Source organism: Bacillus cabrialesii, from assembly GCF_004124315.2.
Classification (GTDB): Bacteria; Bacillota; Bacilli; order Bacillales; family Bacillaceae; genus Bacillus; species Bacillus cabrialesii.
This window is the reverse complement of record NZ_CP096889.1, coordinates 3,663,422-3,687,914: the sequence shown is the minus strand read 5'-3', so window position 1 is coordinate 3,687,914 and position 24,493 is coordinate 3,663,422. Positions and strand designations below refer to the sequence as shown.

General features: G+C 43.7%; 27 protein-coding genes. 15 read left to right on the top strand and 12 right to left on the bottom strand.

Annotated features, from left to right (window positions below; translation table 11 throughout):
• Positions 1-22: 22 nt before the first annotated feature.
• On the top strand, positions 23-664 hold the full coding sequence (locus EFK13_RS18820) for an NAD(P)-dependent oxidoreductase (RefSeq protein ID WP_129507342.1): 642 nt from the start codon (positions 23-25) through the stop codon (positions 662-664).
• 34 nt (positions 665-698) lie between these two features.
• On the opposite strand, the gene EFK13_RS18815 is transcribed toward EFK13_RS18820, so the two are convergent.
• A complete protein-coding gene (locus EFK13_RS18815) occupies positions 699-1,088 on the bottom strand; it encodes a DUF5362 family protein (protein ID WP_129507343.1) in 390 nt (129 codons plus the stop codon).
• A gap of 145 nt (positions 1,089-1,233) precedes the next feature.
• Between EFK13_RS18815 and EFK13_RS18810 the strand changes: the two genes are divergently transcribed.
• A complete protein-coding gene (locus EFK13_RS18810) occupies positions 1,234-2,007 on the top strand; it encodes a MerR family transcriptional regulator (protein ID WP_129507344.1) in 774 nt (257 codons plus the stop codon).
• A gap of 22 nt (positions 2,008-2,029) precedes the next feature.
• On the opposite strand, the gene cls is transcribed toward EFK13_RS18810, so the two are convergent.
• A complete protein-coding gene (cls, locus tag EFK13_RS18805) occupies positions 2,030-3,478 on the bottom strand; it encodes a cardiolipin synthase (protein ID WP_095432220.1) in 1,449 nt (482 codons plus the stop codon).
• Between the two features lie 243 nt (positions 3,479-3,721).
• Between cls and EFK13_RS18800 the strand changes: the two genes are divergently transcribed.
• Entirely contained in the window at positions 3,722-4,159 is a 438-nt protein-coding gene (locus EFK13_RS18800) for a DUF5392 family protein (protein ID WP_129507345.1), read from the top strand.
• 133 nt (positions 4,160-4,292) lie between these two features.
• Here the strand turns inward: EFK13_RS18800 and EFK13_RS18795 are convergent, their stop codons facing one another.
• The 3 genes from EFK13_RS18795 to EFK13_RS18785 all read right to left on the bottom strand — a co-directional run bounded on the left by EFK13_RS18795 (position 4,293) and on the right by EFK13_RS18785 (position 7,293).
• Entirely contained in the window at positions 4,293-6,083 is a 1,791-nt protein-coding gene (locus EFK13_RS18795; RefSeq protein WP_129507346.1) for an N-acetylneuraminate synthase family protein, read from the bottom strand.
• A gap of 203 nt (positions 6,084-6,286) precedes the next feature.
• Positions 6,287-6,805: a DUF5362 family protein gene (locus tag EFK13_RS18790; protein WP_129507347.1), complete on the bottom strand. Its 519-nt coding sequence runs from the start codon at positions 6,803-6,805 to the stop codon at positions 6,287-6,289.
• Entirely contained in the window at positions 6,802-7,293 is a 492-nt protein-coding gene (locus tag EFK13_RS18785; RefSeq protein WP_129507370.1) for a GNAT family N-acetyltransferase, read from the bottom strand. The genes EFK13_RS18790 and EFK13_RS18785 overlap by 4 nt, the downstream gene beginning before the upstream one ends.
• A 140-nt stretch (positions 7,294-7,433) precedes the next feature.
• Here EFK13_RS18785 and spoIIQ point away from each other — a divergent pair, with 140 nt between their 5' ends.
• Together spoIIQ and EFK13_RS18775 are read left to right on the top strand one after the other, a co-directional pair.
• Positions 7,434-8,306 (top strand): stage II sporulation protein SpoIIQ, encoded by an 873-nt coding sequence (gene spoIIQ, locus EFK13_RS18780; RefSeq protein ID WP_003235692.1) that lies wholly within the window; start codon positions 7,434-7,436, stop codon positions 8,304-8,306.
• Positions 8,307-8,417: 111 nt separating this feature from the next.
• The gene (locus EFK13_RS18775; RefSeq protein WP_129507348.1) at positions 8,418-8,840 is read left to right on the top strand and encodes a VanZ family protein; all 423 of its coding nucleotides are present in this window, start codon (positions 8,418-8,420) and stop codon (positions 8,838-8,840) included.
• A gap of 40 nt (positions 8,841-8,880) precedes the next feature.
• Here the strand turns inward: EFK13_RS18775 and EFK13_RS18770 are convergent, their stop codons facing one another.
• The 3 genes from EFK13_RS18770 to amtB all read right to left on the bottom strand — a co-directional run bounded on the left by EFK13_RS18770 (position 8,881) and on the right by amtB (position 11,218).
• Positions 8,881-9,462, bottom strand: a complete 582-nt coding sequence (locus tag EFK13_RS18770) for an undecaprenyl-diphosphatase (RefSeq protein WP_129507349.1) — start codon at positions 9,460-9,462, stop codon at positions 8,881-8,883.
• A gap of 179 nt (positions 9,463-9,641) precedes the next feature.
• Entirely contained in the window at positions 9,642-9,992 is a 351-nt protein-coding gene (locus EFK13_RS18765; RefSeq protein ID WP_003221829.1) for a P-II family nitrogen regulator, read from the bottom strand.
• A gap of 11 nt (positions 9,993-10,003) precedes the next feature.
• Positions 10,004-11,218, bottom strand: coding sequence for an ammonium transporter AmtB (amtB, locus tag EFK13_RS18760; protein WP_129507350.1), 1,215 nt, complete (start codon positions 11,216-11,218; stop codon positions 10,004-10,006).
• A gap of 283 nt (positions 11,219-11,501) precedes the next feature.
• Here amtB and EFK13_RS18755 point away from each other — a divergent pair, with 283 nt between their 5' ends.
• The 5 genes from EFK13_RS18755 (at position 11,502) to EFK13_RS18735 (ending at position 17,228) form a co-directional block, all read left to right on the top strand.
• Complete coding sequence (locus tag EFK13_RS18755; protein ID WP_129507351.1) at positions 11,502-11,966, top strand: hypothetical protein; 465 nt, start codon at positions 11,502-11,504, stop codon at positions 11,964-11,966.
• A 183-nt stretch (positions 11,967-12,149) separates the two neighbouring features.
• Positions 12,150-12,719, top strand: coding sequence for an isochorismatase family protein (locus EFK13_RS18750; protein ID WP_129507371.1), 570 nt, complete (start codon positions 12,150-12,152; stop codon positions 12,717-12,719).
• Complete coding sequence (locus EFK13_RS18745; protein WP_129507372.1) at positions 12,719-14,077, top strand: MFS transporter; 1,359 nt, start codon at positions 12,719-12,721, stop codon at positions 14,075-14,077. Before EFK13_RS18750 ends, EFK13_RS18745 begins: the two co-directional genes overlap by 1 nt.
• Before the next feature lie 169 nt (positions 14,078-14,246).
• Positions 14,247-15,719, top strand: a complete 1,473-nt coding sequence (gene pucI, locus EFK13_RS18740) for an allantoin permease (RefSeq protein WP_129507352.1) — start codon at positions 14,247-14,249, stop codon at positions 15,717-15,719.
• A 102-nt stretch (positions 15,720-15,821) separates the two neighbouring features.
• Positions 15,822-17,228 carry a right-handed parallel beta-helix repeat-containing protein gene (locus EFK13_RS18735; protein WP_129507353.1) on the top strand — a complete coding sequence of 469 codons (1,407 nt, stop codon included), beginning with the start codon at positions 15,822-15,824 and terminating at the stop codon, positions 17,226-17,228.
• A 248-nt stretch (positions 17,229-17,476) separates the two neighbouring features.
• Here EFK13_RS18735 and EFK13_RS18730 read toward each other — a convergent pair whose 3' ends face one another.
• The 3 genes from EFK13_RS18730 to EFK13_RS18720 all read right to left on the bottom strand — a co-directional run bounded on the left by EFK13_RS18730 (position 17,477) and on the right by EFK13_RS18720 (position 19,779).
• Positions 17,477-17,761 carry an LCI fold-containing protein gene (locus tag EFK13_RS18730; protein WP_129507354.1) on the bottom strand — a complete coding sequence of 95 codons (285 nt, stop codon included), beginning with the start codon at positions 17,759-17,761 and terminating at the stop codon, positions 17,477-17,479.
• Positions 17,762-18,153: 392 nt separating this feature from the next.
• Positions 18,154-19,344, bottom strand: a complete 1,191-nt coding sequence (locus EFK13_RS18725) for an MFS transporter (RefSeq protein ID WP_129507355.1) — start codon at positions 19,342-19,344, stop codon at positions 18,154-18,156.
• A 21-nt stretch (positions 19,345-19,365) separates the two neighbouring features.
• The gene (locus tag EFK13_RS18720; protein ID WP_129507356.1) at positions 19,366-19,779 is read right to left on the bottom strand and encodes a MarR family winged helix-turn-helix transcriptional regulator; all 414 of its coding nucleotides are present in this window, start codon (positions 19,777-19,779) and stop codon (positions 19,366-19,368) included.
• 222 nt (positions 19,780-20,001) lie between these two features.
• Between EFK13_RS18720 and EFK13_RS18715 the strand changes: the two genes are divergently transcribed.
• The 5 genes from EFK13_RS18715 (at position 20,002) to flhP (ending at position 23,404) form a co-directional block, all read left to right on the top strand.
• Positions 20,002-20,112 carry a protein usd gene (locus EFK13_RS18715; RefSeq protein WP_075748643.1) on the top strand — a complete coding sequence of 37 codons (111 nt, stop codon included), beginning with the start codon at positions 20,002-20,004 and terminating at the stop codon, positions 20,110-20,112.
• Between the two features lie 14 nt (positions 20,113-20,126).
• A complete protein-coding gene (spoIIID, locus tag EFK13_RS18710) occupies positions 20,127-20,408 on the top strand; it encodes a sporulation transcriptional regulator SpoIIID (protein WP_003221804.1) in 282 nt (93 codons plus the stop codon).
• A gap of 179 nt (positions 20,409-20,587) precedes the next feature.
• Positions 20,588-21,589, top strand: coding sequence for a cell shape-determining protein Mbl (gene mbl / locus EFK13_RS18705; protein WP_003227776.1), 1,002 nt, complete (start codon positions 20,588-20,590; stop codon positions 21,587-21,589).
• Between the two features lie 160 nt (positions 21,590-21,749).
• Entirely contained in the window at positions 21,750-22,562 is an 813-nt protein-coding gene (gene flhO, locus EFK13_RS18700) for a flagellar hook-basal body complex protein FlhO (RefSeq protein ID WP_041906511.1), read from the top strand.
• A gap of 32 nt (positions 22,563-22,594) precedes the next feature.
• The gene (flhP, locus tag EFK13_RS18695) at positions 22,595-23,404 is read left to right on the top strand and encodes a flagellar hook-basal body complex protein FlhP (protein ID WP_064816063.1); all 810 of its coding nucleotides are present in this window, start codon (positions 22,595-22,597) and stop codon (positions 23,402-23,404) included.
• A gap of 21 nt (positions 23,405-23,425) precedes the next feature.
• On the opposite strand, the gene rapD is transcribed toward flhP, so the two are convergent.
• Complete coding sequence (rapD, locus tag EFK13_RS18690) at positions 23,426-24,490, bottom strand: aspartate phosphatase RapD (RefSeq protein WP_129507357.1); 1,065 nt, start codon at positions 24,488-24,490, stop codon at positions 23,426-23,428.
• Positions 24,491-24,493: the final 3 nt, after the last annotated feature.

Below are 24,493 nucleotides of genomic sequence, written 5' to 3'. Positions count from 1 at the left end.
TTACAAATAAGGAGGAAATAAAATGAAAATTGGAATTATCGGTGCGAGCGGAAAAGCGGGAAAAGAGATTTTGAAAGAAGCGAAAACGAGAGGCCATGAAGTGACTGCTATCGTCCGAAACGCTTCAAAAGTGCAGGAACAAGACATAGCGATTTTGGAGAAAGATGTGTTTGAACTAACTGCGGAGGACATCAAAGCTTTCGACGCGGTCGTAAACGCTTTTGGAGCAGCTCCTGGCCAGGAACACCTTCATGTTGAGGCAGGAAGAGCGCTAATCAGCATTTTAAAGGACGCGAAAAACACAAGATTGCTTGTTGTCGGCGGAGCAGGAAGCCTGTTTGTTGATGAAGCCAAAACACTCCGTTTAATGGACACGACGGAATTCCCGAAAGAATATTTGCCGACTGCATCAAATCAAGGGGAGAACCTGAAAGACTTGCAGCAAACAGACTCCATATTCTGGACGTTTCTCAGCCCTGCGGCATTTTTTGACCCGGCAGGAAAACGGACGGGTTCTTACCAAAAAGGAAAAGACAATGTCATCGTTAACGCTAAAGGCGACAGCTATATCAGCTATGCTGATTATGCCATTGCCGTATTGGATGAACTTGAACAACCCGCACACAAAAATGAACGCTTCACAGTGGTAAGCGAAGCGGAATAATAAAAAACCCGGAGCCGGCTCCGGGTTTTTCTGATTAATAAGTGCTGTACGTATTATAATCGCTGAAAATGCCGTCAGCAATCCCGAGCATTAAAAAGATGAAGAAGGCGATAATCGCAAGAATGGATACAGCGATGCTTACGATTAAATAAATCCCTTGCATCTTCACGAATTTTGCGTAATTCTCCAGCATTAAATCCTCAGACTGTCCGCTATTTTGTTCTGCCATTTGGCCTGCTTCTTTGGCTGACCGCATCAAAAAGATTCCTGCAATAATTTGCAGTACACCCGGCACGGCACCAATCAGAAAAAAGAACGCGCCTGAAAGCGCGGCAAATGCGCCCATAATAATAAATAGAATGCCTGTTGCTTTTCCCCATTTCGAAATGCTAATGAGGGTTTTGTTCATTGTTTCAGGATTCATGTAAGCTGGCTCCCCTTTACAAAAAAATACTCACTTTTCTTTTATACACTATTTGTGAGAGGTTTTGTATATGGAAAATAATATTTTGGGGATTGACCCTGACGCTGCGTGATTGTTTACGATAAAAGAAGAGGAGGTGTTATGTATGAAATACCAAGTCAAACAAGTGTCGGAAATGGCGGGCGTCAGTATTCGGACGCTTCATCACTATGACGATATTCAGCTGCTGACCCCTTCAGCGCTTACTGACGCAGGGTATCGCTTGTACAGTGATGCAGATCTGGAAAGACTGCAGCAGATTTTATTTTTTAAGGAAATTGGGTTTCGGCTGGATGAAGTGAAAGAGATGCTGGATCATCCGAATTTTGACCGGAAAGCGGCACTTCAGTCGCAAAAGGATATGTTGATGAAGAAAAAACAAAGAATGGAAGAAATGATACAGACGATTGACAGGACACTTCAGTCCATTGAGGGAGGAAAACTTATGAATAAGCGGGATTTATTTGCCGGATTAAGCATGAAAGACATTGAAGAGCACCAGAAGGCATACGCTGATGAAGTCAGAAGGCTGTATGGAAGGGAAATCGCAGAAGAAACTGAGAAAAGGACATCTGCATATTCATCAGACGATTGGCGCGCGATCATGGCTGAATTTGATTCGATTTACAGACGAATTGCGGCGCGAATGGAACACGGGCCCGGTGATGCAGAGGTTCAGGCCGCTGTGGGGGCGTTTCGCGATCATATTTGCCAATATCATTACGATTGTACGCTCGACATTTTCAGAGGGCTAGGAGATGTGTATATCACTGACGAACGATTTACTCATTCGATCAATCAATATGGAGAAGGCCTTGCCGCTTTTTTGCGTGAGGCGATCATCATTTACTGTGACCATCAGGAAAAACCCCGGCCTTAAAAGGCCGGGGTTTTGGCACATCTTATAAAATCGGCGACAACAGCCGCGAGACGGATTCTTTGATTCGAATCCACAAGGGGCGCTGCAGGTACTCCTCGTAGGTGAATTTTCTCGATACGAGCAAATCTTCTTTAAATGTAGAAACCAGTTTTTTCGCAATGGTGATATCATAAATAAATGCATTCACCTCAAAATTCAGCCTGAAGCTTCGGACATCGATGTTCGCTGTGCCGACTGATGCAATTTCGTCATCCACTACAATGGTTTTCGCGTGAATAAAGCCATTATCGTAAATATAGACAGTGGCTCCGGCTTTCAGCAGATCGCCAATGTACGAAAGTGTCGCCCAATATACAAAGGCATGATCAGGCTTGTTCGGAATCATAATGTTGACGTCAACGCCCGACAGGCACGCGATTCTCAAAGCGTCCAGCAGGCTTGCGTCCGGGATGAAGTAAGGCGTTTGAATTAAAATGGAACGCTTGGCATTCGAAATCATTTTAATGTAGCCGTTTTTAATTTGTTCCCATTCCGAATCCGGTCCGCTCGTGACAATCTGCATCCCGACGTTGCCTTTAGGGCCGTAATCAGGGAAGTGGTTCGGAATATATGTCAGCGTATGGTGATGGGAAGCTTGGTTCCAGTCAAGAATGAAACGTGTCTGGATGGCGTGCACGGCCGTTCCTTGCAGACGGATATGCGTATCACGCCAATAGCCGAATTTCGGATTTAGCCCGAGATACTCATCTCCGACGTTAAATCCTCCGACATAACCGGTCATGCCGTCTATGATGACAAGCTTGCGGTGATTCCGGTAATTCAGCCGCAGGTTAATCGGCCTGAGCTTTGAAGGAAAAAAGACCTCCACATGCCCGCCGGCCTCACGAAGCTCTTTGAAAAACTTTTTTCTCAGCGTTCTGGACCCGAGTTCATCATAAAGCACCCTGACCTGAACGCCTTCTTTCGCTTTTTGAATGAGAGCGTCTCGTAATTTTTTGCCTAATTCATCACCTTTATAAATATAATATTGTAAGTGGATATGATCCTTAGCCTTCGAAATGTCATTCAGCAGCCGCTGAAACTTATCCCGTCCGTCTGTGATCACGTCAACCGAATTATCCTCTGTAAACACAGCATGATTATTCATGATCAGCATATAGATTAAATCTTTGTTATCAAAGGTTGCCCGGTTGTTGAACTGAAATTGCTTCGTTTCTAAATCTTCTAGCTGATGCTTCAGCAGCCTTTCAATTCCGATCTTTTTTCGGTCCTCCCATTGAAACAAATGCTTGCGCCTGAGATTATGGCCGAATAATAAGTATAAAATAAAGCCTAAAACGGGAATAAAGAAAAGAACAAGCAGCCACGCCCAAGATGCACTGGCATCGCGCCGTTCTTTGAAAATGACAATGATGGCCAAAAGAATATTCAAAATGAAAAAAAGTGATAAAAGGATGGAAGAAATACTCACTTTGTAACCCCGCTCATTCATATTTATCAAGAAGATTGCCATTAGTATTCCATGATTAACAGCGATCTGATTCCCATTACAAATTATAACACTCACATTTTAAAAGAATAAAGAGCGGCGATCCAGATTCTTCGTGAAAAATACGGGCAGATTTCTTTTAAACCAGCTTGCACCTGCGTTAAAATAAACACATATGATAACGTTCGTGAAGCCTTGCAACATCAAATAAAGGGGGAGGATTACATGAACTTTTACAGAGTCGAACAAATGCCGGGGTTCATTAAAACAGAAATGCAAAAAATCCAAAAGGCCGTACAGCCCTTCATGAAGAAAACCGTCATTTACCGTTTTCTTGCTATTCCGCTTGCTGCATTCTCTCTCTTTAATTTGGCTGCTTTTCTATTTCACGCTTCAGCAGACAGGGAATCTTTGATCAGTGCAGGCATTTTCGCCCTTCTGGCGGCGCTTGGGCTGGCATTTTTCAAAGAAGCAGGCTATCAGCATAAACAAGTTCAAAAAACGGTCCACATCTATATGCTGAACAGGATCAAAAAGAGCGACATCCTTTCAGAAGAGCGGAAAAACTCCTATACGCGCCAGATCAAGGAAGAACCGTTTGCGATGCGAAGTTTTGTGGAATTTTTGACTGAGGAAGACAGACGCAAGAAAATGTATTCATAAAAACTGCACCCGGGATGTTGGGATTTGCCTGACAATCGGGTGTTTTTTTGAAACACTGGATGTGGACAGTCGAAATAAAAAAGCGCGGATTCGGAATGATTCCGAACTCATGCGCTGTTTGCTTGGCGAAATGTTATTTGTTATCTGACGGTAACGTCGTTGCTTTGTTAATTTCCTCCACTAAAGATGTCTGATCTATCCATTTGGTAGATACATCTTGATTTATTTTTGAAACGTGCGGGTTCTCTGATAAATAATCTCTTATCCGGCTAAAATAGAGCGGTTCATTTTTGACATCCAGGTTTCGATATATTTGTTCAAACAACTCTAAGTCTTTTGGTTCATCCAGTGTTAAACGCCAAGATGGATAATGGAGATCTTCTGGCAGGCTGACTTGATTGATGGAAAATAGGGAAGGGTTGTTTAAAAAATAAAAAGAAAGATATTCTGTATGGGTTAACGGTTTTGGCTGCTGCACAAGCCGCTGAAGGGCTTCAACTGTAATGATATTACCGGAAATTCCTGCTGAACTTGAAAGCTCCTGAGTATAATCTGCTCCTTTTTCCATGTGCCGGTCAATTAAATATTGAAGCACTTCAGGTGAAACAGCTGGGCAATCACCAGTCACACGGATAATAATATCAGCTTTTGTTAAAGCGGCGGCTTCGAGCATTCTTTCTGCCACGTTTTCGGGGTCGCCTCTCACGATTTTTACATTTCCGTTAAGAGTGAAAGCTTCAAGCGGATCGTCTTCAGGAAGATTCGACGTTGCCAGCACAACTTCATGAACACCAGGGACAGCCAGGCAATTGATTAAACAGCGCTCAACAGATGGTATTTCATAAATAGGAAGTAGCGCTTTTTTCGGCAAGCGGGTCGATTTTAGCCGACATATCACTGCGATCGCAATTCTTGGATTTTTTATCTCGTTGGGTGTAATCGGCTGGTTTAACGATAAATCGGCAGCTGCTACCTGGGGAAATGTGTCCTCAGCTTGTAAAGGCATCAATGCATTCTCATTTCCGCATCTTTTGTAACTCGTTTTTTCCAGTGTAATGATTTCTCCTTTTTTGACAGCCCGGTTGGCTGTCACACGTAATGATGAATCAGACAAATACTTTCTTTCGGCTTCATTTACTTCAGTTGAACCAGCTGCAATGTGGGCCTGCCAAAGCTTTTCCGTCATCAGTTTGAATTCGTTTGGCTCTAGTGAAGAATAATAATCAAACCCTTTAGCTGTCCGATCTAAGGTAATATGTTTTTCGATAACAGATGCGCCTGAGAAAAATGCATAGACAGGAAGATCGGCCGCAAGCGGATGACCTGCGTCAATGTGATCCGCAAATCCAATTTGAACGTTATATCTTTCTTTTAAGTGTTGAACCCGTGTTAGGTTAATATCCTCTAATTTTGTCGGATACCCTTGAAATCCGTGCATAAGAATGAGCTGATTCGCCATATGCTGTTTTACAAGTGACATCATCTGATCGATCTCTTCTTCGTACCATCCCCCAACTCCAATAAGTACAGGTTTTTCTGTCGTACCGATGGTTTTCATGATTTCCGTGGATTGAAGAATGGTTGTTGGAAGCTTTATGCCATCAATGTCACGCTGCATGTGTAAAAAGAGTTCAGCTCCCCATGAATCGAAAATATCCACCCATATTTCTAATCCAAGGCTTTTTCCATAAGCGATACAATGTTTCCATACGTCTTCATTTAAAAATAACTTAATATACGATTCATAGGCGAAAAAACAAGGCGTTGCAATACAGTCATACTTGAACCACTGAAATTTCACACCATCTGCTCCGCTTTCTGCGGCAGCCTTGATGAGTGCTTTGAGATTCTCCTCTTTTCCTTGATGAGCATTTGCGATTTCAGCAATGACTTTTACTTTTCCCGGCAAGCTGCTAGTTTCCACATGTCTCACTCCTTAACGTTATTGAGAGCGGTAATCCAATGTTAGCAGGAGACACTCCTGATTGAATTATATGTTTTATAAAGCACTCGGTGCTTACGCCAGCCTGCTTTGATTGCAGATATAGAAGAAAATAGACTAATATAAAAAAGGCATGGTTCCGTTTCATCTGGAACTCATGCCCTTACTGTCTGTATTCAATGCCTTTATTCAAACACCGGATCATCCTCATAATAGTAAGAATCCGGATCATCATACGTATCGGTGTTTTCATAAGCGGCAATGCCGATAATCACCAGCATGAAAACGACTATTATAATCCCGATCAGGCCAGTGACGATACTGGATGCCGCGTAAAACAGCTGCATTTTAATAAATTTCCCGTAATTCTCAAGCATGCTTTCGCCTGCGCTGCCGGCAAGATTTCCTTCGGCTTCCGCGGCAGCTTTTGCTGACCGCATCAAAAAGACGCCTGAAATAATGAGCAGGACGCCCGGAATGGCTCCGATCACTGTCACCAAAACAGACAGAGTGACAAGCGCTCCTGTAATGATCAGCAAAATGCCTGAAATTTTGCCCCACTTCGCAATGTCTGACAGTGACTTGACAGCAGAGGGGCTCAGCTGATGGCTCTCGTTTTCGGCTGGCGCAATCTCCTCTTCAGCGGGGTTATTCTCTTCATTATGATTTTCAATTTCGTTTTCATCTTTATCCAGACTAATCATGACAGCTCTCTCCCTAAAATTTTTAAATCGTATCTATTGCCGTCCATTTCGGCAATGCCGGGGAATAATCCCCATTCTGTGAATCCGTGCTTTTCAAACAGCTTCAGACTCGGTTTATTATGTCCGAAAATGAAGGCCATCAGTGAGCGGATTCCAAGCTCCGGCGCAATACGGAGCGCTTCCTGCAGCAAATACGATCCAACGCCTTTGCCGCGGCATGCTTCGTCAATGTATATGCTGACCTCAGCTGTTTTATTATAAGCCGGCCTTCCGTAAAATGTTTCAAAGCTGATCCAGGCGGCGACGTTCCCGCTTTCATTCTCGGCCACATAAAGCGGACGTGCCTCTGTATGTCCCAGAAACCAGTCCATCCGGTCTTCGGGTGTTACCGGTTCTGTATCGGCTGTTACCATTCGAGAAGCAATCGTTGAATTGTAAATTGCAACAACAGCCTCAAGATCTTTATTCTCAGAAAGACGCAATGTCATGTTCATACGTTTTTGCACTCCTCTCAAAAAAATGACATATTTTCGTATCAGTCTGCGCAAACTACATCTAAAAAAGTTTTTTTGGATAGGTGTATATATTTTCAGAAAAGTGTTCAGAATGTTGCTGAGGTGATGAAACAATGAGAGAGGAAGAAAAGAAAACTTCTCAAGTCAAAAAACTTCAGCAGTTTTTTCGTAAACGCTGGGTGTTCCCTGCAATCTACTTAGTCAGTGCGGCCGTCATTTTAACAGCTGTCCTTTGGTATCAATCTGTATCAAATGATGATGTGAAGGATCAGTTGGCTGATAACGGCGGAAACTCCGCATATGACAACAACGACGATGCAGTTGAAGTAGGAAAGTCAATGGAAAATGTCGCAATGCCGGTTGTTGATTCTGAAAACGTTTCTGTTGTGAAAAAGTTCTATGAAACCGATGCCGCAAAAGAAGAAAAAGAAGCAGCACTCGTTACCTATAATAACACGTACAGCTTAAGCAAAGGAATTGACTTAGCTGAGAAAGACGGAAAAGATTTCGATGTTTCTGCTTCTCTGAGCGGTACGGTTGTTAAAGCTGAAAAAGATCCGGTGCTGGGATATGTTGTGGAAGTAGAACATGCCGACGGATTATCGACTGTGTATCAATCTCTATCTGAAGTGAGTGTTGAGCAAGGTGACAAGGTAAAACAAAACCAAGTGATCGGAAAGTCTGGCAAGAACCTATACAGTGAAGACAGCGGAAACCATGTGCATTTTGAAATCCGTAAAGACGGAGTCGCAATGAACCCGCTGAACTTTATGGACAAGCCGGTTTCTTCTATTGAAAAAGCAGCGGCTGCTGAAGAAAAAGCCGCCACTGAAGAAACAGAAGAATCCATTCAGCAATCTTCCGAGAAAAAGGACGGATCAACTGAAAAAGGAACAGAAGAAAAATCCGGTGAGAAAAAGGATGATTCGACTGACAAATCTGGTTCTAAAGAAAGCAGCACAACAGAAGACACTGAGCAGTCTTAATGAAGAAAGCGTCTATCCTTGTGATGGACGTTTTTTTTCTGTTACTTTTTCCATAATGTCATCGTCTATGTAGTTACACATAGGCACGTTTGTTATAAAGGAGGTTATGCTGTGAATCGTCTATTGCTTGCGGGATGGACCCTGTTTATTCTGCTCTCTGTCTGTACGGAAAGCTTCAGCGGCATGGTCGTGTCACAAACGGTGGCTTTTCATTTTCAGCCGCACCCTGATATGTTTCGTTTTTTAGACATGGATTTTACAGAGCTTGCTATACCTGAAGCGCTGATTCAAAAAATCGGGCACGCGTTTTCCTTCTTTGTGCTGACCTATTTGCTGTGGAAACAGCGGGGCAGCGTAAAATCGGCGGCAGCCGGCTCATTCGCGTTTGCTTTTTTCACAGAAGTTCTTCAGCTCTTCTTCAGCAGAAACGGATGTATTCGTGACGTGCTCATTGATACTGTCGGAATTGTTTTGTTTTGCGGATTATATGTGTTGGCGAAGCGGAGAAAACATGAGATGGACGAAAAATATTAAAGCCGGCTGTCTTGGTTTCAGACGCCGGCATTTGTCTTGCTTAAAAATTTTGATCGGTTGGTTTTTTCGTCAGTTTATTAATGATGGCTTCATAGATTCTCACAATCAAGTCGACAAACGGGCGAAGCAGATCTGAAAATCTAAAGAAAAGGAACCCGATAATGATGGAAACAACGAGGCTGCCCAATACATCTACCGGATAGTGATGGCCCACCCAAATTCTCGAAAATCCTGTCAAAAGCCCAAAAATGACAAGCGGCCAGCCGATTTTGCGGTTTCTGAAAAGCATCGCAATCGAAATCGCTAACGCACCTGTCGTGTGGTCACTCGGAAATGAAGCGTCCGCATCATGAGGGATCAGTGTATGCACCGTGTGCGTCACAAACGGGCGGGGTTCGAAATAAACTTGTGTAATCAAGAAGTTGATGACAAGACCCACGATTCCAGTAATACCCGCGTAAAGCACATTTTTTCTGCTTTGTGTGTTCCCGAACACCCAGATCACCAAAAGGATGAGGGCATAGGCGATAATCGCATATTCCGTGATGAAGACCATAATGGAATCGAGAACCGAATTGTGATGAGATAGTCCATTGATTGCTTTAAAAATTTCGTAATTCAAATAATCACCTTTTACATTTTTAATAATAGACTCATTATACTCTTAAAAAGTTTCAACTAAAATAGAGTTTGTCAGAAAGCGCGGAGCTTGAAGAGAATTCGAAGAGGAGGCAATGTTTTTGGGGGCTTTTTCGATGCGCAAAAAAAGAGATCCGGAATTCCGGAATCTCTTCAAAACGATTACAGTGCTTCAGGCCCTTCCTCACCGGTGCGGATGTTGATTGTATTGCTGATTTCATAGACAAATATTTTACCGTCACCTGGTGATCCCGTTTTCAGGACCCTTTTAGCGGTCTCAGTCACTTGATCAACAGGAACCTTGCTGACCACGATTTCAATTTTTAAACGTTCATATACATTGCTTTCTATTTTTACCCCTCGATAAAGCTCCGTATGTGCTTTTTGAAGGCCGCAGCCGTGAACATTGGAGAAGGTCAGAGAGGTGACTCCGATTTTTCCTAGTTCCTGCTTCAGCTTTTCAAAATTTGCCGGACGCGTTACAATTTCTACCTTGAACATTTGACCGCTCATAGCGTCACTCCTCACATAGAATCTTGATATGCTTTTTCCCCGTGCATCGTTAAGTCAAGCCCAAGTGACTCTTCTTCTTCGGTTGCGCGAAGGGGAAGGAAGAGGCTTACAATTTTAATAATAACGAAAGTGACAATAAATACAAAAACATAAGTGGCGGCGATGGCTACAATTTGTTTCCAGATTAAGCTTGCATCCCCGTAGAATAATCCGTCCGCGCCCGCTGAGTTAACAGAGGTTGTCGCGAATAATCCTGTTGCGATTCCGCCCCATGTGCCGCCGATGCCGTGCAGGCCAAAGGCGTCTAGCGCATCATCGTATCCGAATTTCTTTTTAAGCGAGAATACACCCCAGAAACAAATCGCTCCGCCGATAATGCCGATAATAATCGAAGCGAACGGTGTCACAAATCCGGCTGCCGGCGTTATCGCCACAAGCCCGGCGATTGCGCCGGATACCGCTCCGAGCATCGTCGGTTTTTTGTTAATGATCCATTCTACTAAGATCCAGCCGGCAATCCCGGCTGCTGCGGCAGTGTTTGTATTGATGAAGGCGTACATGGCGACACCATCTAAGGTCAGGGCGCTGCCGACGTTAAAACCGAACCAGCCGAACCAAATCAAAGCCCCTCCTAAGAACGTGTAAATGAGGTTGTGCGGAGAAGACACTGTGCCGTCTTTCCGCTTGCCGAGCACAATAGCGAGAACAAGGCCTGCCACACCGGAGGAAATATGAACAACGTTGCCGCCGGCGAAATCGAGCGCGCCAAGCTGGCCGATCCAGCCGCCGCCCCATACCCAGTGCGCAACCGGTGTGTAAACCAAGGAAGCCCATAAAACCGAGAATAAAAGAAAAGCGCCGAATCGCATCCGTTCTGCGAAAGCCCCGGAAATAATCGCTGTAGTCAGAACAGCGAACGTCATTTGGAACATCATAAATAATGAGTGGGGAATGGTATCACTGTAAGCTCCGGGATCAAATCCGACCCCTTTCAGACCGGCCCACTCCAGTCCGCCAATGATTGAATTGCCTGGTGCGAAGGCAAGTGTATATCCGAACAGCACCCAAACGATGGAAACGATGGCAATGGAAGAGAAACTGTGCATTGCAGTGCTCAGCACATTTTTGCTTTTTACCATTCCTCCATAAAATAACGCTAATCCCGGGGTCATCAGCCACACGAGTAAAGCGCAAAAGAACATAAAAACTGTATCGCCCATTTGCATGTCTCATTCCTCCGTATCTTTCAGAATAAAAAGAAATTATTATATTTCTTCATTATAGAGAAAAAAGAAGGATAAAACATTTTCATGTAAGATTTCCTAACATGGTTTTTTAGGGAATGTTATCGAGGGATGTTAAGGATGGAAAATGCCATTTTTATAGATATAAGACTTTATATCTATAAAAGAATCTATCCATATGAGAGGAAAAGAGAATTGACAATTATTAGAATGTTTTATACTGTATTAAGTGTACTAACTCGAATAATACACTAAGGGGAGATGCGTGATGAATAAAGGGAGCAGGCTGAGGAGAGCGGTAAGTAAATCGATTCCGGCGACGTTCCGATTGTTTTTAGCCTTCAATTTTTTCGTGTACGGCCTGGCGAAAGTGGTGATAGGCCAGTTTGGAGAAGTGACGCCTGAAATTGAGGCAGCCGCTGGGAAGGGGTTTACCATTGCGTGGACATTTTTCGGTTATTCCCATGTTTACGAACTGTTTATAGGTTTCGGTGAAATCCTTGCAGCTGTTTTACTGCTGATTCCGAGAACAGCTGCATTAGGGGCTGTTGTTTTTATGCCGATTATTGTGAACATCGTCTTGATTAACTATTGTTTTAATATTGGTGTGCAGGATCTTAGCACAATATTAATGGTCATGTGTCTCATCCTTCTTTGGCTGGACCGCCGCAAATTCATGGGTATTTTCAGACAGGAGCCGTTAAACGGCGGGCAGGTGATGAAGCGATGACACCCCTTATGATTACAGTGCTGGCAGTCTGTTCGTATGCACGACCTGTTACTATTACATAAAAGAAAAATCATAAGAAAAGTGCTCCTTCTGAGAATTTCACAAGCATCATAAAAGAACTTAGGCAGAGTGAAGAGTAAAATAAGCAATGTGAGAAACACTAACAGCATCAGGAGGAGACGTATAATGAGCACACTCAACATTGATTTTCAAAAAACAGCATTGGTTATCATTGATTTGCAAAAAGGAATCGTGCCGATAGATCAAAGCGGACAGGTTGTCCCAAATGCGAAAAAACTTATCGATGAATTTCGAAAACATAACGGGTTTATCGGCTTTGTGAATGTAGCATTCCATGACGGAGCGGATGCCCTGAAGCCGCAAACGGATGAGCCTGAGCAGGGAGGTTCAGGGGAAATGCCGGCGGACTGGGCCGAATTTGTTCCGGAAATCGATGTGCAGGATGGAGATTACACGGTGACAAAACGGCAGTGGGGTGCATTTTTCGGCACGGATTTAGATTTGCAGCTGAGACGCCGCGGCGTTGATACGATTGTCTTGTGCGGCATCGCGACGAACATCGGGGTGGAAAGCACTGCGCGCGAGGCGTTCCAGCTTGGCTATCAGCAAATTTTTATCACAGATGCGATGTCCACGTTCAGCGAGGAAGAGCATGAAGCCACACTGCGCTTTATTTTCCCGAGAATCGGTAAATCGCGGACAACGGAAGAATTTCTGGCCCAAGTAAAATGATGATATCGAAAAAAAGCCGGGCTGTTTTTTTAACAGCGGTGGCTTCGGGAACGATGCTGAATCCGCTGAACTCGTCTATGATTTCTCTTGCGCTCCATAGCATCCAGCATGAGTTTCACCTGTCGTTTACAACGGTTTCCTGGCTGATTTCCTCGTTTTATCTGGCGAGTGCCGTGGCTCAGCCCGTAACGGGAAAGCTCGGTGATTTAATCGGGCGGAAACGCTTGTTTTTATTCGGGCTGATTCTTGTTGCGGTTTCTGCCATCGGGGCGCCGTTTGCGCCGACGTTTATGACATTATTGGTCATGCGGCTGTTTCAATCGGTAGGAAGCAGTGCGATTTACCCGTCAGGAGTCGGGCTGATTCGGAATCATATTCATGAACGGCAGGCATCAGCCTTGGCTGTCCTCTCTATTTTTGCGTCTGCCATGACGGCGCTGGGACCGACAGTCGGCGGTTTTTTGATTGTGTGGGGCGGCTGGCCGGCCATTTTTATCGTCAATTTGCCGTTTATTATCCTCAGCTTCTTATTAGGCATGTATATGTTCCCGAAAGACCAGAAAAAAGGGGCGGGAATCAAAACAATAATTCGGCAGCTCGACATTCTTGGAATCTTGTTATTTGCCGGAGGTATCATTTTTCTTCTATCCTTTCTGCTGTCGTTCAGCACGTCGCCGCATGCGGTTGAAGGTGTGCTTGGCTTGCTTCTGCTCGGTGCATTTGTCTGGCATGAGCTGAAAACGGATCAGCCGTTCATTGATGTCCGTCTGTTTAAAACACAGCGAAATTTATCGGCTGTTTATGTTCAGTTTATTTTGCTGAATGTTTTCTTCTATTGTTTGTTTTTCGGGCTGCCGAGTTATTTTCAGGACGAAATGCATCTTTCTGTTCAAACGAGCGGTCTGTTTATGCTGTTTATGTCAGGAATGAGCATCGTTGTGTCACCTGTTACGGGCAAATGGATCGACCGATCAGGCGTCGTTAAGCCGATCTTTGCGGGCGCGCTTCTGATGACGGCTGGAGCTGTGCTCTTAACCATCTTTTTTATCAATGTCCAGACCATCGGGAAGGGCCTCATTCTATCGCTCTTGGGTATAGGCTACGGACTTGGGAATGTCGCGCTTCAGGCAGCCATGCTGAAAACGAGTCCTTCCAACATGGTAGGTACCACTTCAGGGCTGTTTCAAACCTGCCGTTACTTAGGGTCGATTTTGTCTTCGGTGATCCTTGGCGTTCTTTTTGGGAAAGAAATCACGGCAGCTCATTTTGATATGATGGGAATTATCATGATCATAACGGGAGGAGCAAGCCTGTTAATGGCTGTGAGATTTGCTGCATTAATGAAAACTGCATCATGAAAAAAGGGGATAGGCGCTGAGCTTGTCCCTTTTTTTGTTTAGGCTGTTCAAATAGAAACAGGAAAATTGTATATCATAGCCAATGTTATTGTCTGACTTTTCAGTTATATTAAGTGACATCCGATGTCAGAAAACTGAACATATGACAATATTGAAAGGGGAGCCGGCTATGAAATTAAAAGAGAGCCAGCATCAATCCAACAGACTGAGCAATGAAGACCTGCTGCCTTTGGGACAGGAAAAACGGACGTGGAAAGCAATGAACTTTGCCTCCATCTGGATGGGGTGTATACATAATATACCGACCTACGCGACTGTGGGAGGGTTAATCGCGATCGGCCTTTCGCCTTGGCAGGTGCTGGCGATTATTATTACGGCATCGCTTATCTTGTTTGGCGCTCTTGCCTTAAACGGCCACGCGGGGACAAAATACGGGCTGCCGTTTCCGGTGATCATCCGTGCTTCTTACGGAATATACGGCGCGAATATCCCCGCGCTTCTAAGGGCGTTTACAGCCATCATGTGGCTTGGCATTCAGACCTTTGCGGGAAGCACGGCACTGAATATTTTGCTTTTAAATATGTGGCCTAGCTGGGGAGAAATTGGCGGCGGGTGGAACATTCTCGGCATTCACTTGTCCGGTTTGCTTTCTTTTGTGTTCTTTTGGGCCATTCATTTACTCGTATTGCATCATGGCATGGAGTCGATTAAGCGTTTTGAGGTGTGGGCAGGTCCTTTAGTGTATGTCGTCTTTGGCGGCATGGTATGGTGGGCCGTCGATATTGCCGGAGGACTGGGGCCAATCTATTCCCAGCCGGGAAAGTTCCATACGTTTTCAGAAACATTCTGGCCGTTTGCCGCCGGGGTTACCGGCATCATCGGCATCTGGGCGACATTAATCTTAAATATACCTGATTTCACACGGTTCGCTAAAACACAAAAAGAGCAAATCAAAGGGCAATTTTACGGTTTGCCGGGAACCTTCGCGCTGTTTGCGTTTGCCAGTATTACCGTGACTTCCGGATCGCAGGTCGCTTTCGGCGAGCCGATTTGGGACGTTGTCGATATTCTGGCGAGGTTTGATAACCCTTATGTCATCGCGTTGTCCGTGATTACGCTCTGCATCGCCACCATCTCTGTAAACGTCGCGGCGAACATCGTATCGCCCGCTTATGATATAGCGAATGCCCTGCCGAAATATATTAATTTTAAACGCGGCAGTTTTATCACGGCATTGCTCGCTTTATTTACGGTTCCGTGGAAGCTGATGGAGAGTGCGACAAGCGTATATGCGTTTCTCGGCTTAATAGGCGGCATGCTTGGTCCGGTAGCAGGCGTAATGATGGCCGATTACTTTATCATTCGCAAACGAAAGCTCTCGGTAGATGACCTGTATTCTGAAACAGGCCGGTATGTTTATTTTAAAGGCTACAATTACCGTGCGTTTGCAGCCACGATGTTGGGTGCGCTCATCTCACTGATTGGCATGTATGTTCCCGCGTTGAAGAGCTTATACGACATTTCCTGGTTTGTCGGTGTGCTGATTTCATTTCTTTTCTATATTGTTCTGATGCGCGTTCACCCGCCGGCATCATCAGCGATTGGAACATTTGAATCCGGACAGGTTCACCAGGCTGAATAAGCCATCTGCCGGTATATTTTCATATTTTTGAAATGGTTTTCCATAACTAGAACATTTATAATTGTTTTAGAAATCTATTCTAAAACGAAATGGGAATCGAATATGAGAAAATGGTATTTTATTCTTTTGGCGGGTGTTTTAACGTCTGTCATCTTCGCTTTCGTTTATGATAAGACAAAAGCGAATGAGGAAGGGTCCGGGGATTATCTTTATGTTTCACCAAATGGCAGTGATCAAAATGAAGGGACAAAAGAAAAGCCGTTTCGTACACTGGCACATGCTTCAGAGGAGGCTGCCGCCGGCACAACGGTCATGATTCGGGGAGGCACGTATCATGAGACACTTGTCGTAAAGCACAGCGGTACGGATGGAAAGCCTGTCACGTTCCGAAATTATGAAAATGAAAAAGTCGTGATTAGCGGTGAATCCGTTAAGAACGCAAAATATGAAACACCGCTCATTCATATTCACGATAAACATGACATTGCCATCAGCGGTTTAACGATTCAAGGTCTTTCTGTTTCATCTGAGGAAGCAACTGCTATGGGGATTTATGTATCAGGCTCCAGCAGCCATATTGCCATTAAAAACAATCATGTCCGTGATATTGAGACAACAGCAGATGAAGGAAATGCCCACGGAATCGCAGTCTATGGGACTGGCAGCATGAAAGACATTCAAATCGAGGACAATACGGTTGAGAATCTGACGCTCGGAGCGAGTGAAGCGGTTGTGCTAAATGGGAATATCGACGGCTTCACGATTGCGGGCAATGTGGTCCGCAACAATAACAACATCGGGATCGATCTTATCGGTTATGAGGGAACCGCGGACAAAAACGATTTCGTGCGAAACGGAGTCGTAGAAAACAATACGGTTTATCAAAACTCGACTTACGGAAACCCTGCATATGGAGATGATTACTCAGCGGGCGGTATTTATGTCGACGGAGGAAACAGTATCGAGATTAAGAAAAACACAGTTCACGATAACGATATTGGAATTGAAGCAACATCTGAACACAAAGGGAAATATGCGAATGCCATTCAGATTACAGACAACAAAGTATACAACAATGCGTACACCGGTATTTCAATCGGAGGATATGACAAAAAGCGGGGCGGCACCAGCAATTCTTTGATTTCCCGCAACATTATGTACCGGAATGACACAAAGGGGCTGTATGGCGGACAGCTGCTGCTGCAGTATGATACGAAAAACAACACACTCGAAAAGAATATTTTGACTGCCGGGGATTCCAGATTATTTATCGGAAACGATTTTACAGAAAATGAAGGCAATACGGTCAATCATAACGTGTACCATAAGGAAGCGGATCAAGACGGCGTATGGATGTGGAAAAAGAATGAATACGAATCATTTGCTTCGTATCGAAAAGCGACAAATAACGATTCGAAATCTATTTATGCCGATCCGATGTACCGTGATGAAGATTCCTATGACTTTACGTTAGATCCTGATTCACCTGCGCGGCCTGTCATTGAATAATTGCCATAAGCGGCGTTCTCTAAGAGAGCGCCGTCAGATTGTAGAGAAACTCATGTTTTTCTACATTTTTTTATTTTTAGCGAATGTATGATGAATGAACTTTTTCATGTTCTGACATGCAGATGGGAGAAGAACTTGCCACTTACGTTTTGTTTTCCCCTCAATCGGCCGTAGCGAAACCCATGCTGCAAAGCTGCGCTCTTGTCGAGATGTTCTCTCAGCCTGAGGGGCTAAAAGCCCCCGTTGTCTTATCTACTTGCACTTTCATAATATGCATAATTTCCAGCTTTGCCTTTAAAGAAAAATGTAGTACCAAAACGATCAAAACTATTTGCAAAAACGCCATTATCTGAATACATACATAATCTATTACTTGCGCCTTTAAATGGAGTTATAGAACAATCTACAACTGAAGTAGCCTTCGTACGCATATCCCCATCCGTTGAATCATTTGTAGCAAGAGCTTGTCCAGAAACAGGTAAAAGCAATCCTAAAGATAAAGCAACTCCAGTAATTGTCCTTCTCAATTTCATGTGAATCATCTCCATTACCAAATTTTGTAACACATCTTAATTATAAGAGGAATAACTCTCTATTAAAAGGACCTTAAATACTATATTTGTAATAAAAAGGAATTTAAATAAAATCAATACTCACCGTTTCACTTATTGATTTTATCACTTATAAAATAATTTACAGGGTTTAGTTTGGTTTGAACGTAAAATCATATTGTCACGATTCTGAAATGAAGTGATACAAACAGAAGTGTTTTCTCTCTAAGTACATATATTTCTAACAAGCTAATTGAAGAATATGACATGAAAAAAGGGAGCGCCATAGCTCCCTCAGGCTGGCGGCGTTCTCTAAGATAGCGCCGTTTTTTAAATGAAAAAAAGACTGCCGGCAAATCCCGGCAGCCTGAAATTTATTCTGCAATAGACACTTTTCCCTCAGTCTCAGCAGGTTTTTTCTGGCTCCACGCGTAGAGAAGCAGAGCAATCAGAACGAACAGCCCGGCTGATAAATAAATGACAGAGAAGCCGGCAGACGCTACAAACAGTCCGAATACATACGATCCTACAGCAATTCCGCTGTCAAAGAAGGTAAAGAACGTTGCCGTTGCAAAACCTGAGCGGTGTGCCGGAGATTTCTGGATCGCCAATGTTTGCATGCAAGGAACGATTGATCCGTATCCGAGCCCGATAACCGCTCCTGAAAGCAGAAGCATGAAGCCGCTGTGTGTGAAGGACAGCATGCAGAGCCCCACTGAGAAAATCAAGATTGATGGGTAAATGACAATGCCCGGTCCGACTTTGTCGAACAATTTCCCTGTGAACGGGCGCGCAATCATCATTGTCACCGCGAAGCAAACAAAGAAATATCCGCTGATATCCGAAAGGTCAACTGATTTGGCGAATACAGACAAATACGCTGTGACAGTTGAGTAGCAGAAAGAAATAAATAAACCGACCGTCGCAATCTTAAGTGCGCCTTTTTCAAACATATCCGAGAATGAAAAACGGAATACAGTCGTGCCGCTGTCTTGGTTTTGGGGCACCTTGATCAAGAACGAAACAAGCAAGCCTGCGACCATAAACAGCGCGAAGGCTGTAAAGAATACAGAGAAGCTTACGACCTTCATCAAGTTCAACCCGAGGAAAGGCCCGATTGCCATGGCGAGGTTCATAGACATGGCAAAGTATCCAAGACCCTCACCGCGGCGTTTGGACGGAATAATGTCCGCTGCAATTGCACCTGTAACAGTCGTTAAAATACTGAACCAAATCCCTTGGAAGAACCGCAAGCCAAGCAGCAGGTAAAAGTTATGAATCGGCATGTACAGAAAAGACGAAAGCGCGAATAACGCCATAGATACAATCGCCATTCTTTTCTTCCCGAAACGCTCAACGATGGCTCCGGAGAAAGGCCGTGTAATGATCGCTGACAGAAGGAACAGGCTGATTAAAAGCCCTCCTTGTGATTCTGTGCCGCCAAGCTCTTGAAGCGTATAGATCGGCAGTACAGTTAAAAATGTATAAAAGAACACAAACACAAATAAATTGACAAGCAGGACCATAATAAAATCCTTGGTCCATATCGCATCCGCTTTTTTCAAATGTATGTCACTTCCTTATTTTCATTGATGTAAAAACATGCGAAATAAATGAGAAAAAGCTTCCTTATCTTCGTCCCGGAAATCTGCAAGCAGTTCTTCTTCGAATTTCAGCATTTTCACATTAATTTCTTCGTACTTTTTCTCGGCTTCTTTTGTGAGGACAACAAGTTTTTCCCGTTTGTCTTCCCCTTGCCGTCTCTGTACCCAGCCGTTTTCCTCCAGGCGTTTGATCGTCCGTGTTACAGTCGGCGCTTCCACATTTAAATAGGACCAAATCTCTTTTTGAGTCATTGGTCCTATCGTACGCAAACAATATAAAACTGACCATTGAGATGAATAAAGGCCGAATGGCTCCAGTTGTTCATTGGCTTTCTTGGCAATCAGGCGGGCGCTTTGGTTGATTTGATGAATGAGGTGTCTGTTGACGTAGGTCATGTCGGTCTCCTTCTAAAAAACTTACCTAAGTAACTAATTGCTTTCTTATTTTACAGGAGCGCTGAACGGATGTAAAGATAAAAATGTAGTGACACGAAATAGTTGCCGAAGCTGAAAAAGTTCGTTTCACCCCTTGTCCTTATTGAGTTTTTAGCATATTCCCAAAAGAATGCTAATACACTGTTACAAACCTAACAAAGAGAGTGTTTGAGGTGAGGGATCGTGGGCATATTTCATAAACCTACTTTTAAAACCATACAACGAAGAAGCGGCATAATGAACGACTCTTTACAGAATACGGATCTCATTTCACACTTCTCACATCCATTTTAGGGAGGTCGAGTGGTGTGCACGATTACATCAAAGAGCGAACAATCAAGATAGGGAAGTACATCGTGGAGACAAAGAAAACCGTTCGTGTCATTGCGAAGGAATTTGGTGTTTCCAAAAGTACAGTACACAAGGATTTAACAGAGCGTCTGCCTGAAATTAATCCTGACTTGGCAAACGAAGTGAAAGAAATACTCGATTATCATAAATCCATCAGGCATTTAAGAGGGGGAGAAGCGACAAAGCTAAAATATAAAAAAGATGAAATTCTCGAAGGAGAGCCTGTTCAGCAATCGTAATTGCCTGCTGTCATCAGCTGGCATTGTCTTCCCTGAAATCGTTCATAAAACATCCGCAAAAATTTGTAAAGAACTTAATGCGCTGCCAACTTTTTTTCTATATTTTATGATAATATATATAATTAGGGCACAATGTGGATATTTACTGTGAAACAGATTTTCAAGGAGGATATAAATAGATGTTTGCAAGGGATATTGGTATTGACCTCGGTACTGCAAATGTACTGATCCATGTTAAAGGTAAAGGAATTGTTCTGAATGAACCTTCCGTAGTTGCACTTGATAAAAACAGCGGCAAAGTGCTGGCGGTTGGCGAAGAGGCAAGACGAATGGTTGGACGTACACCTGGGAATATTGTTGCGATTCGCCCGCTGAAAGACGGAGTTATTGCTGACTTTGAAGTAACAGAAGCAATGCTGAAGCATTTTATAAACAAGCTGAATGTAAAAGGCTTGTTCTCAAAACCGCGCATGCTCATTTGCTGCCCGACGAATATTACATCCGTTGAGCAAAAAGCAATCAAAGAAGCTGCAGAAAAAAGCGGCGGTAAGCATGTGTATCTTGAAGAAGAACCTAAAGTTGCCGCTATCGGCGCGGGTATGGAAATATTCCAGCCAAGCGGTAACATGGTTGTAGACATCGGAGGCGGGACGACGGATATCGCGGTTATTTCAATGGGCGATATTGTCACCTCCTCTTCTATTAAAATGGCTGGGGACAAGTTTGACATGGAAATCTTAAATTACATCAAACGTGAGTACAAGCTGCTGATCGGCGAACGTACTGCGGAAGATATTAAGATTAAAGTCGCAACGGTTTTCCCAGACGCACGTCACGAAGAAATTTCCATTCGCGGACGGGACATGGTTTCCGGTCTTCCAAGAACAATTACAGTAAACAGTAAAGAAGTTGAAGAAGCCCTTCGTGAATCTGTAGCTGTTATTGTGCAGGCTGCGAAACAAGTGCTTGAAAGAACACCGCCTGAGCTTTCCGCTGATATTATTGACCGCGGCGTTATCATTACCGGCGGAGGCGCGCTTTTAAACGGCCTTGACCAGCTGCTTGCTGAAGAGCTGAAGGTACCGGTCCTCGTCGCTGAAAATCCTATGGATTGCGTAGCCATCGGCACGGGTGTCATGCTTGATAATATGGACAAGCTTCCTAAACGCAAACTAAGCTGATTTCACAAACCTCATTCTGAAAAAGAATGGGGTTTTTTTATGAAAAAGCCTTCACGAATGGATCATATATGACGATAATAGGATAAAATACTGATTTTTATTATAGAACGAACGTTCCTATATGACAACTGGAAAAAATGCCATTTTAGAGGTGGGAAATTTGTTAAAAGGATTATATACAGCAACATCCGCAATGATTGCCCAGCAACGAAGAACGGAAATGCTTTCAAATAACATCGCAAACGCAAATACATCCGGATATAAAGCAGATCAAGGCTCGATGCGCGCGTTCCCTGAGATGCTCCTCAGCCGAATAGAATCAAAATCTCCGGCCGGAACATCAAGGACGGAAATCGGCTCCGTGAATACCGGTGTGTATATGCAGGAGCTTAAGCCTCTTTTCACACAGGGAAGCCTGAAGTCCACAGACCAGCCTACAGACATCACGTTGGTCGAAAATCAAGTTCCGGTTAATACGGAAACCAATGAAAACGCGGCTCTTTTTTACCCGGTTCAGACAGCGGACGGAATCCGTTATTCAAAAAGCAGCACGTTTTCACTAAACGAGAATAATCAGCTGACCATCAACGGACGCCCTATTTTATCGACGGATGGCCAGCCAATCACTGTTGATAATGAGAATTTCACTGTGTCTGAAAACGGTACTGTGACAACGAACGGCCGGACAGCCGGCCAGATTGATGTCAGAATGGCGGAGGATGTCCGCAATCTGAAACGGGACGGCAATGATTTGTACAGCACGGCGGACGGCAATGATCTTCCAAGCGCAGCCGGTAATAACCAGGTCTCCTACTCATTAAAACAAGGCGTCTCTGAGCTTTCAAACGTTGATGTGACAAGCGCCTATACAGAAATGACTGAAGCGTACAGATCATTTGAGGCCAATCAGAAGGTTATTCAGGCTTACGATAAAAGTATGGATAAAGCAGCCAATGAAATCGGAAAAATCTAAGATAACGGAAGAAAAAACGGGGGATATCAACTATGCTCAGGTCAATGCTAACGGCATCAACAACCTTAAACCAGCTGCAGCAGCAGATTGATACAATCAGCAGCAACCTTTCAAACAGCAATACAACCGGCTATAAGGCAAAAGATACGAATTTTTCTGAGCTTGTCAGACAGCAATTCGATCAGGTTGATGAAAAAAATGAGGAAGTGGCAAAAGCCCGAAAAACACCGCCGGGCTTGCGCCTTGGCGTCGGAGCGATGATGAATTCACGCCTTGTGTCTGATCAAGGAAGCGTTCAGAAGACGGATCGCGATCTTGATATCGCGTTTACGTCTCCATACCAATATCTTCAGGTGAATGTAAATGGAAACCGCCAGTATACGAGGGACGGAGCATTATATTTAACGCCTTCAGCCAATAATGCCAACCAGCTTCAGCTCGTTACTGGAAATGGGTATCCGGTTCTTGATGAAAACGGCAATACAGTGAACATTGACAGCTCAATGAAGAATATCACGATCAATAAAAACGGTACCTTAACCGCATCTGACGGAAACGCGGTCCAGCGGTTTAATCTCGGAGTTGTCGAAGTGAATAACCCTCAAGAGCTGAAATCGGAAGGGAACAACCTTTTCTCTATTGATAATGCGGCAGCCTTTGAAGAGCTGAATGGCGCGAATAGACAAAACATCGGCATGCAGCAGGGTTCACTCGAGATGTCCAATGTCGATATTTCAGAACAAATGACAGATTTGATCACATCCCAGCGTTCATATCAGCTGAACAGCAGAACGATTACAATGGGAGATCAAATGCTCGGTTTAATTAATTCAGTCAGATAATAAGAAAATGGGCGTTTTCAATCAGCCGCGCATGATAAAAAAAGCGGCTTTTTCGAAATCGTCCTTTTTTTTGTAGTATTCCGTAATGTCTTCTAACAGCACCTCTAAATCGACCCACGCTTCAATTTTTTCTAATTCAAGCACATATTCGAGCAGCTGATCATAGGGGTCTTCAACCGATGTGTAGAGCGCTTCAAGCGTTTTTAATTTTAAAAAGATGGTTTGAATGTCTACCTTTTCAGATAATTCTTTTCCTTTTTGCAGGAAGGTTTTCGCTTCTGTGATCTTTCCTGTTTTAAAGAGCGCTCTGACAGATTCATACACACAGTGCAGATACGAGACTGGAGAGTTCGTTTCAAATTCTTGATTCTTTAACACTTTTTTAAAGTAAAGAAGCGCTTCCTGGTCTTTCTTTTCGGTCGCCTTTAAAAAGCCAAGGTTATAATAAGCGTGGCATAGCAGGTTTTCGTCATTTAATTGCTGGGTTTTCCTGATGATTTCTTTGAAAAGCTGTTCAGCTTTTTCATATCGTTCTTGATCAATATAATTAACGGCGAGCAACAGTTTGCAGGTGATCACCTTTTTTATATAGCCGAATTGATGCAAATAGATGTCTAATGCTTTTTTGACGTATTGGATGGAAAGCGGCGGTGATTTCATCAAGTAATAGGCGCCGGCGGTTTGATAATATAAATCAGCGGCTTCAAACGTGTTTTGAATGGCGGCCAGATACTGTTCAGCTTTTTTAAAATGATTCACTGCATGTTTCGGAGCTGTTTTTACCATTTCGTATAATCCTGAGAAAAAATACAGATAATATTTCAATTCATCATCCATTTTGTCTTCCAGATCGTATAAATCATCGAACATAGCATCAAGTCCGTTCTGGTTTTCAAAAAGCAGCTGATGGCGGGCCTGAAACAATTGATAACGCATCCAAAGTTTTGTGTTCTTTTTGATCTTCGGATGGTGCTGGTCAATTTTCTCTTTCAGTGTGCAAACGTGATTCATTTTTCGTTTGCTCATTGCGGAATACCACTCGTCTAACATGTTTTGCATCCTTTTTTCAATAAACTTCGAAATCATTTT

Bases quoted from the DNA above. Each gene is read 5' to 3' on its own strand.
- EFK13_RS18820 (WP_129507342.1), top strand. From the start codon at position 23: ATGAAAATTGGAATTATCGGTGCGAGCGGAAAAGCGGGAAAAGAGATT.
- EFK13_RS18815 (WP_129507343.1), bottom strand. From the start codon at position 1,088: ATGAATCCTGAAACAATGAACAAAACCCTCATTAGCATTTCGAAATGG.
- EFK13_RS18810 (WP_129507344.1), top strand. From the start codon at position 1,234: ATGAAATACCAAGTCAAACAAGTGTCGGAAATGGCGGGCGTCAGTATT.
- EFK13_RS18800 (WP_129507345.1), top strand. From the start codon at position 3,722: ATGAACTTTTACAGAGTCGAACAAATGCCGGGGTTCATTAAAACAGAA.
- EFK13_RS18790 (WP_129507347.1), bottom strand. From the start codon at position 6,805: ATGATTAGTCTGGATAAAGATGAAAACGAAATTGAAAATCATAATGAA.
- EFK13_RS18785 (WP_129507370.1), bottom strand. From the start codon at position 7,293: ATGACATTGCGTCTTTCTGAGAATAAAGATCTTGAGGCTGTTGTTGCA.
- spoIIQ (WP_003235692.1), top strand. From the start codon at position 7,434: ATGAGAGAGGAAGAAAAGAAAACTTCTCAAGTCAAAAAACTTCAGCAG.
- EFK13_RS18765 (WP_003221829.1), bottom strand. From the start codon at position 9,992: ATGAGCGGTCAAATGTTCAAGGTAGAAATTGTAACGCGTCCGGCAAAT.
- amtB (WP_129507350.1), bottom strand. From the start codon at position 11,218: ATGCAAATGGGCGATACAGTTTTTATGTTCTTTTGCGCTTTACTCGTG.
- EFK13_RS18745 (WP_129507372.1), top strand. From the start codon at position 12,719: ATGATATCGAAAAAAAGCCGGGCTGTTTTTTTAACAGCGGTGGCTTCG.
- pucI (WP_129507352.1), top strand. From the start codon at position 14,247: ATGAAATTAAAAGAGAGCCAGCATCAATCCAACAGACTGAGCAATGAA.
- EFK13_RS18735 (WP_129507353.1), top strand. From the start codon at position 15,822: ATGAGAAAATGGTATTTTATTCTTTTGGCGGGTGTTTTAACGTCTGTC.
- EFK13_RS18730 (WP_129507354.1), bottom strand. From the start codon at position 17,761: ATGAAATTGAGAAGGACAATTACTGGAGTTGCTTTATCTTTAGGATTG.
- EFK13_RS18720 (WP_129507356.1), bottom strand. From the start codon at position 19,779: ATGACCTACGTCAACAGACACCTCATTCATCAAATCAACCAAAGCGCC.
- mbl (WP_003227776.1), top strand. From the start codon at position 20,588: ATGTTTGCAAGGGATATTGGTATTGACCTCGGTACTGCAAATGTACTG.
- flhP (WP_064816063.1), top strand. From the start codon at position 22,595: ATGCTCAGGTCAATGCTAACGGCATCAACAACCTTAAACCAGCTGCAG.
- rapD (WP_129507357.1), bottom strand. From the start codon at position 24,490: ATGATTTCGAAGTTTATTGAAAAAAGGATGCAAAACATGTTAGACGAG.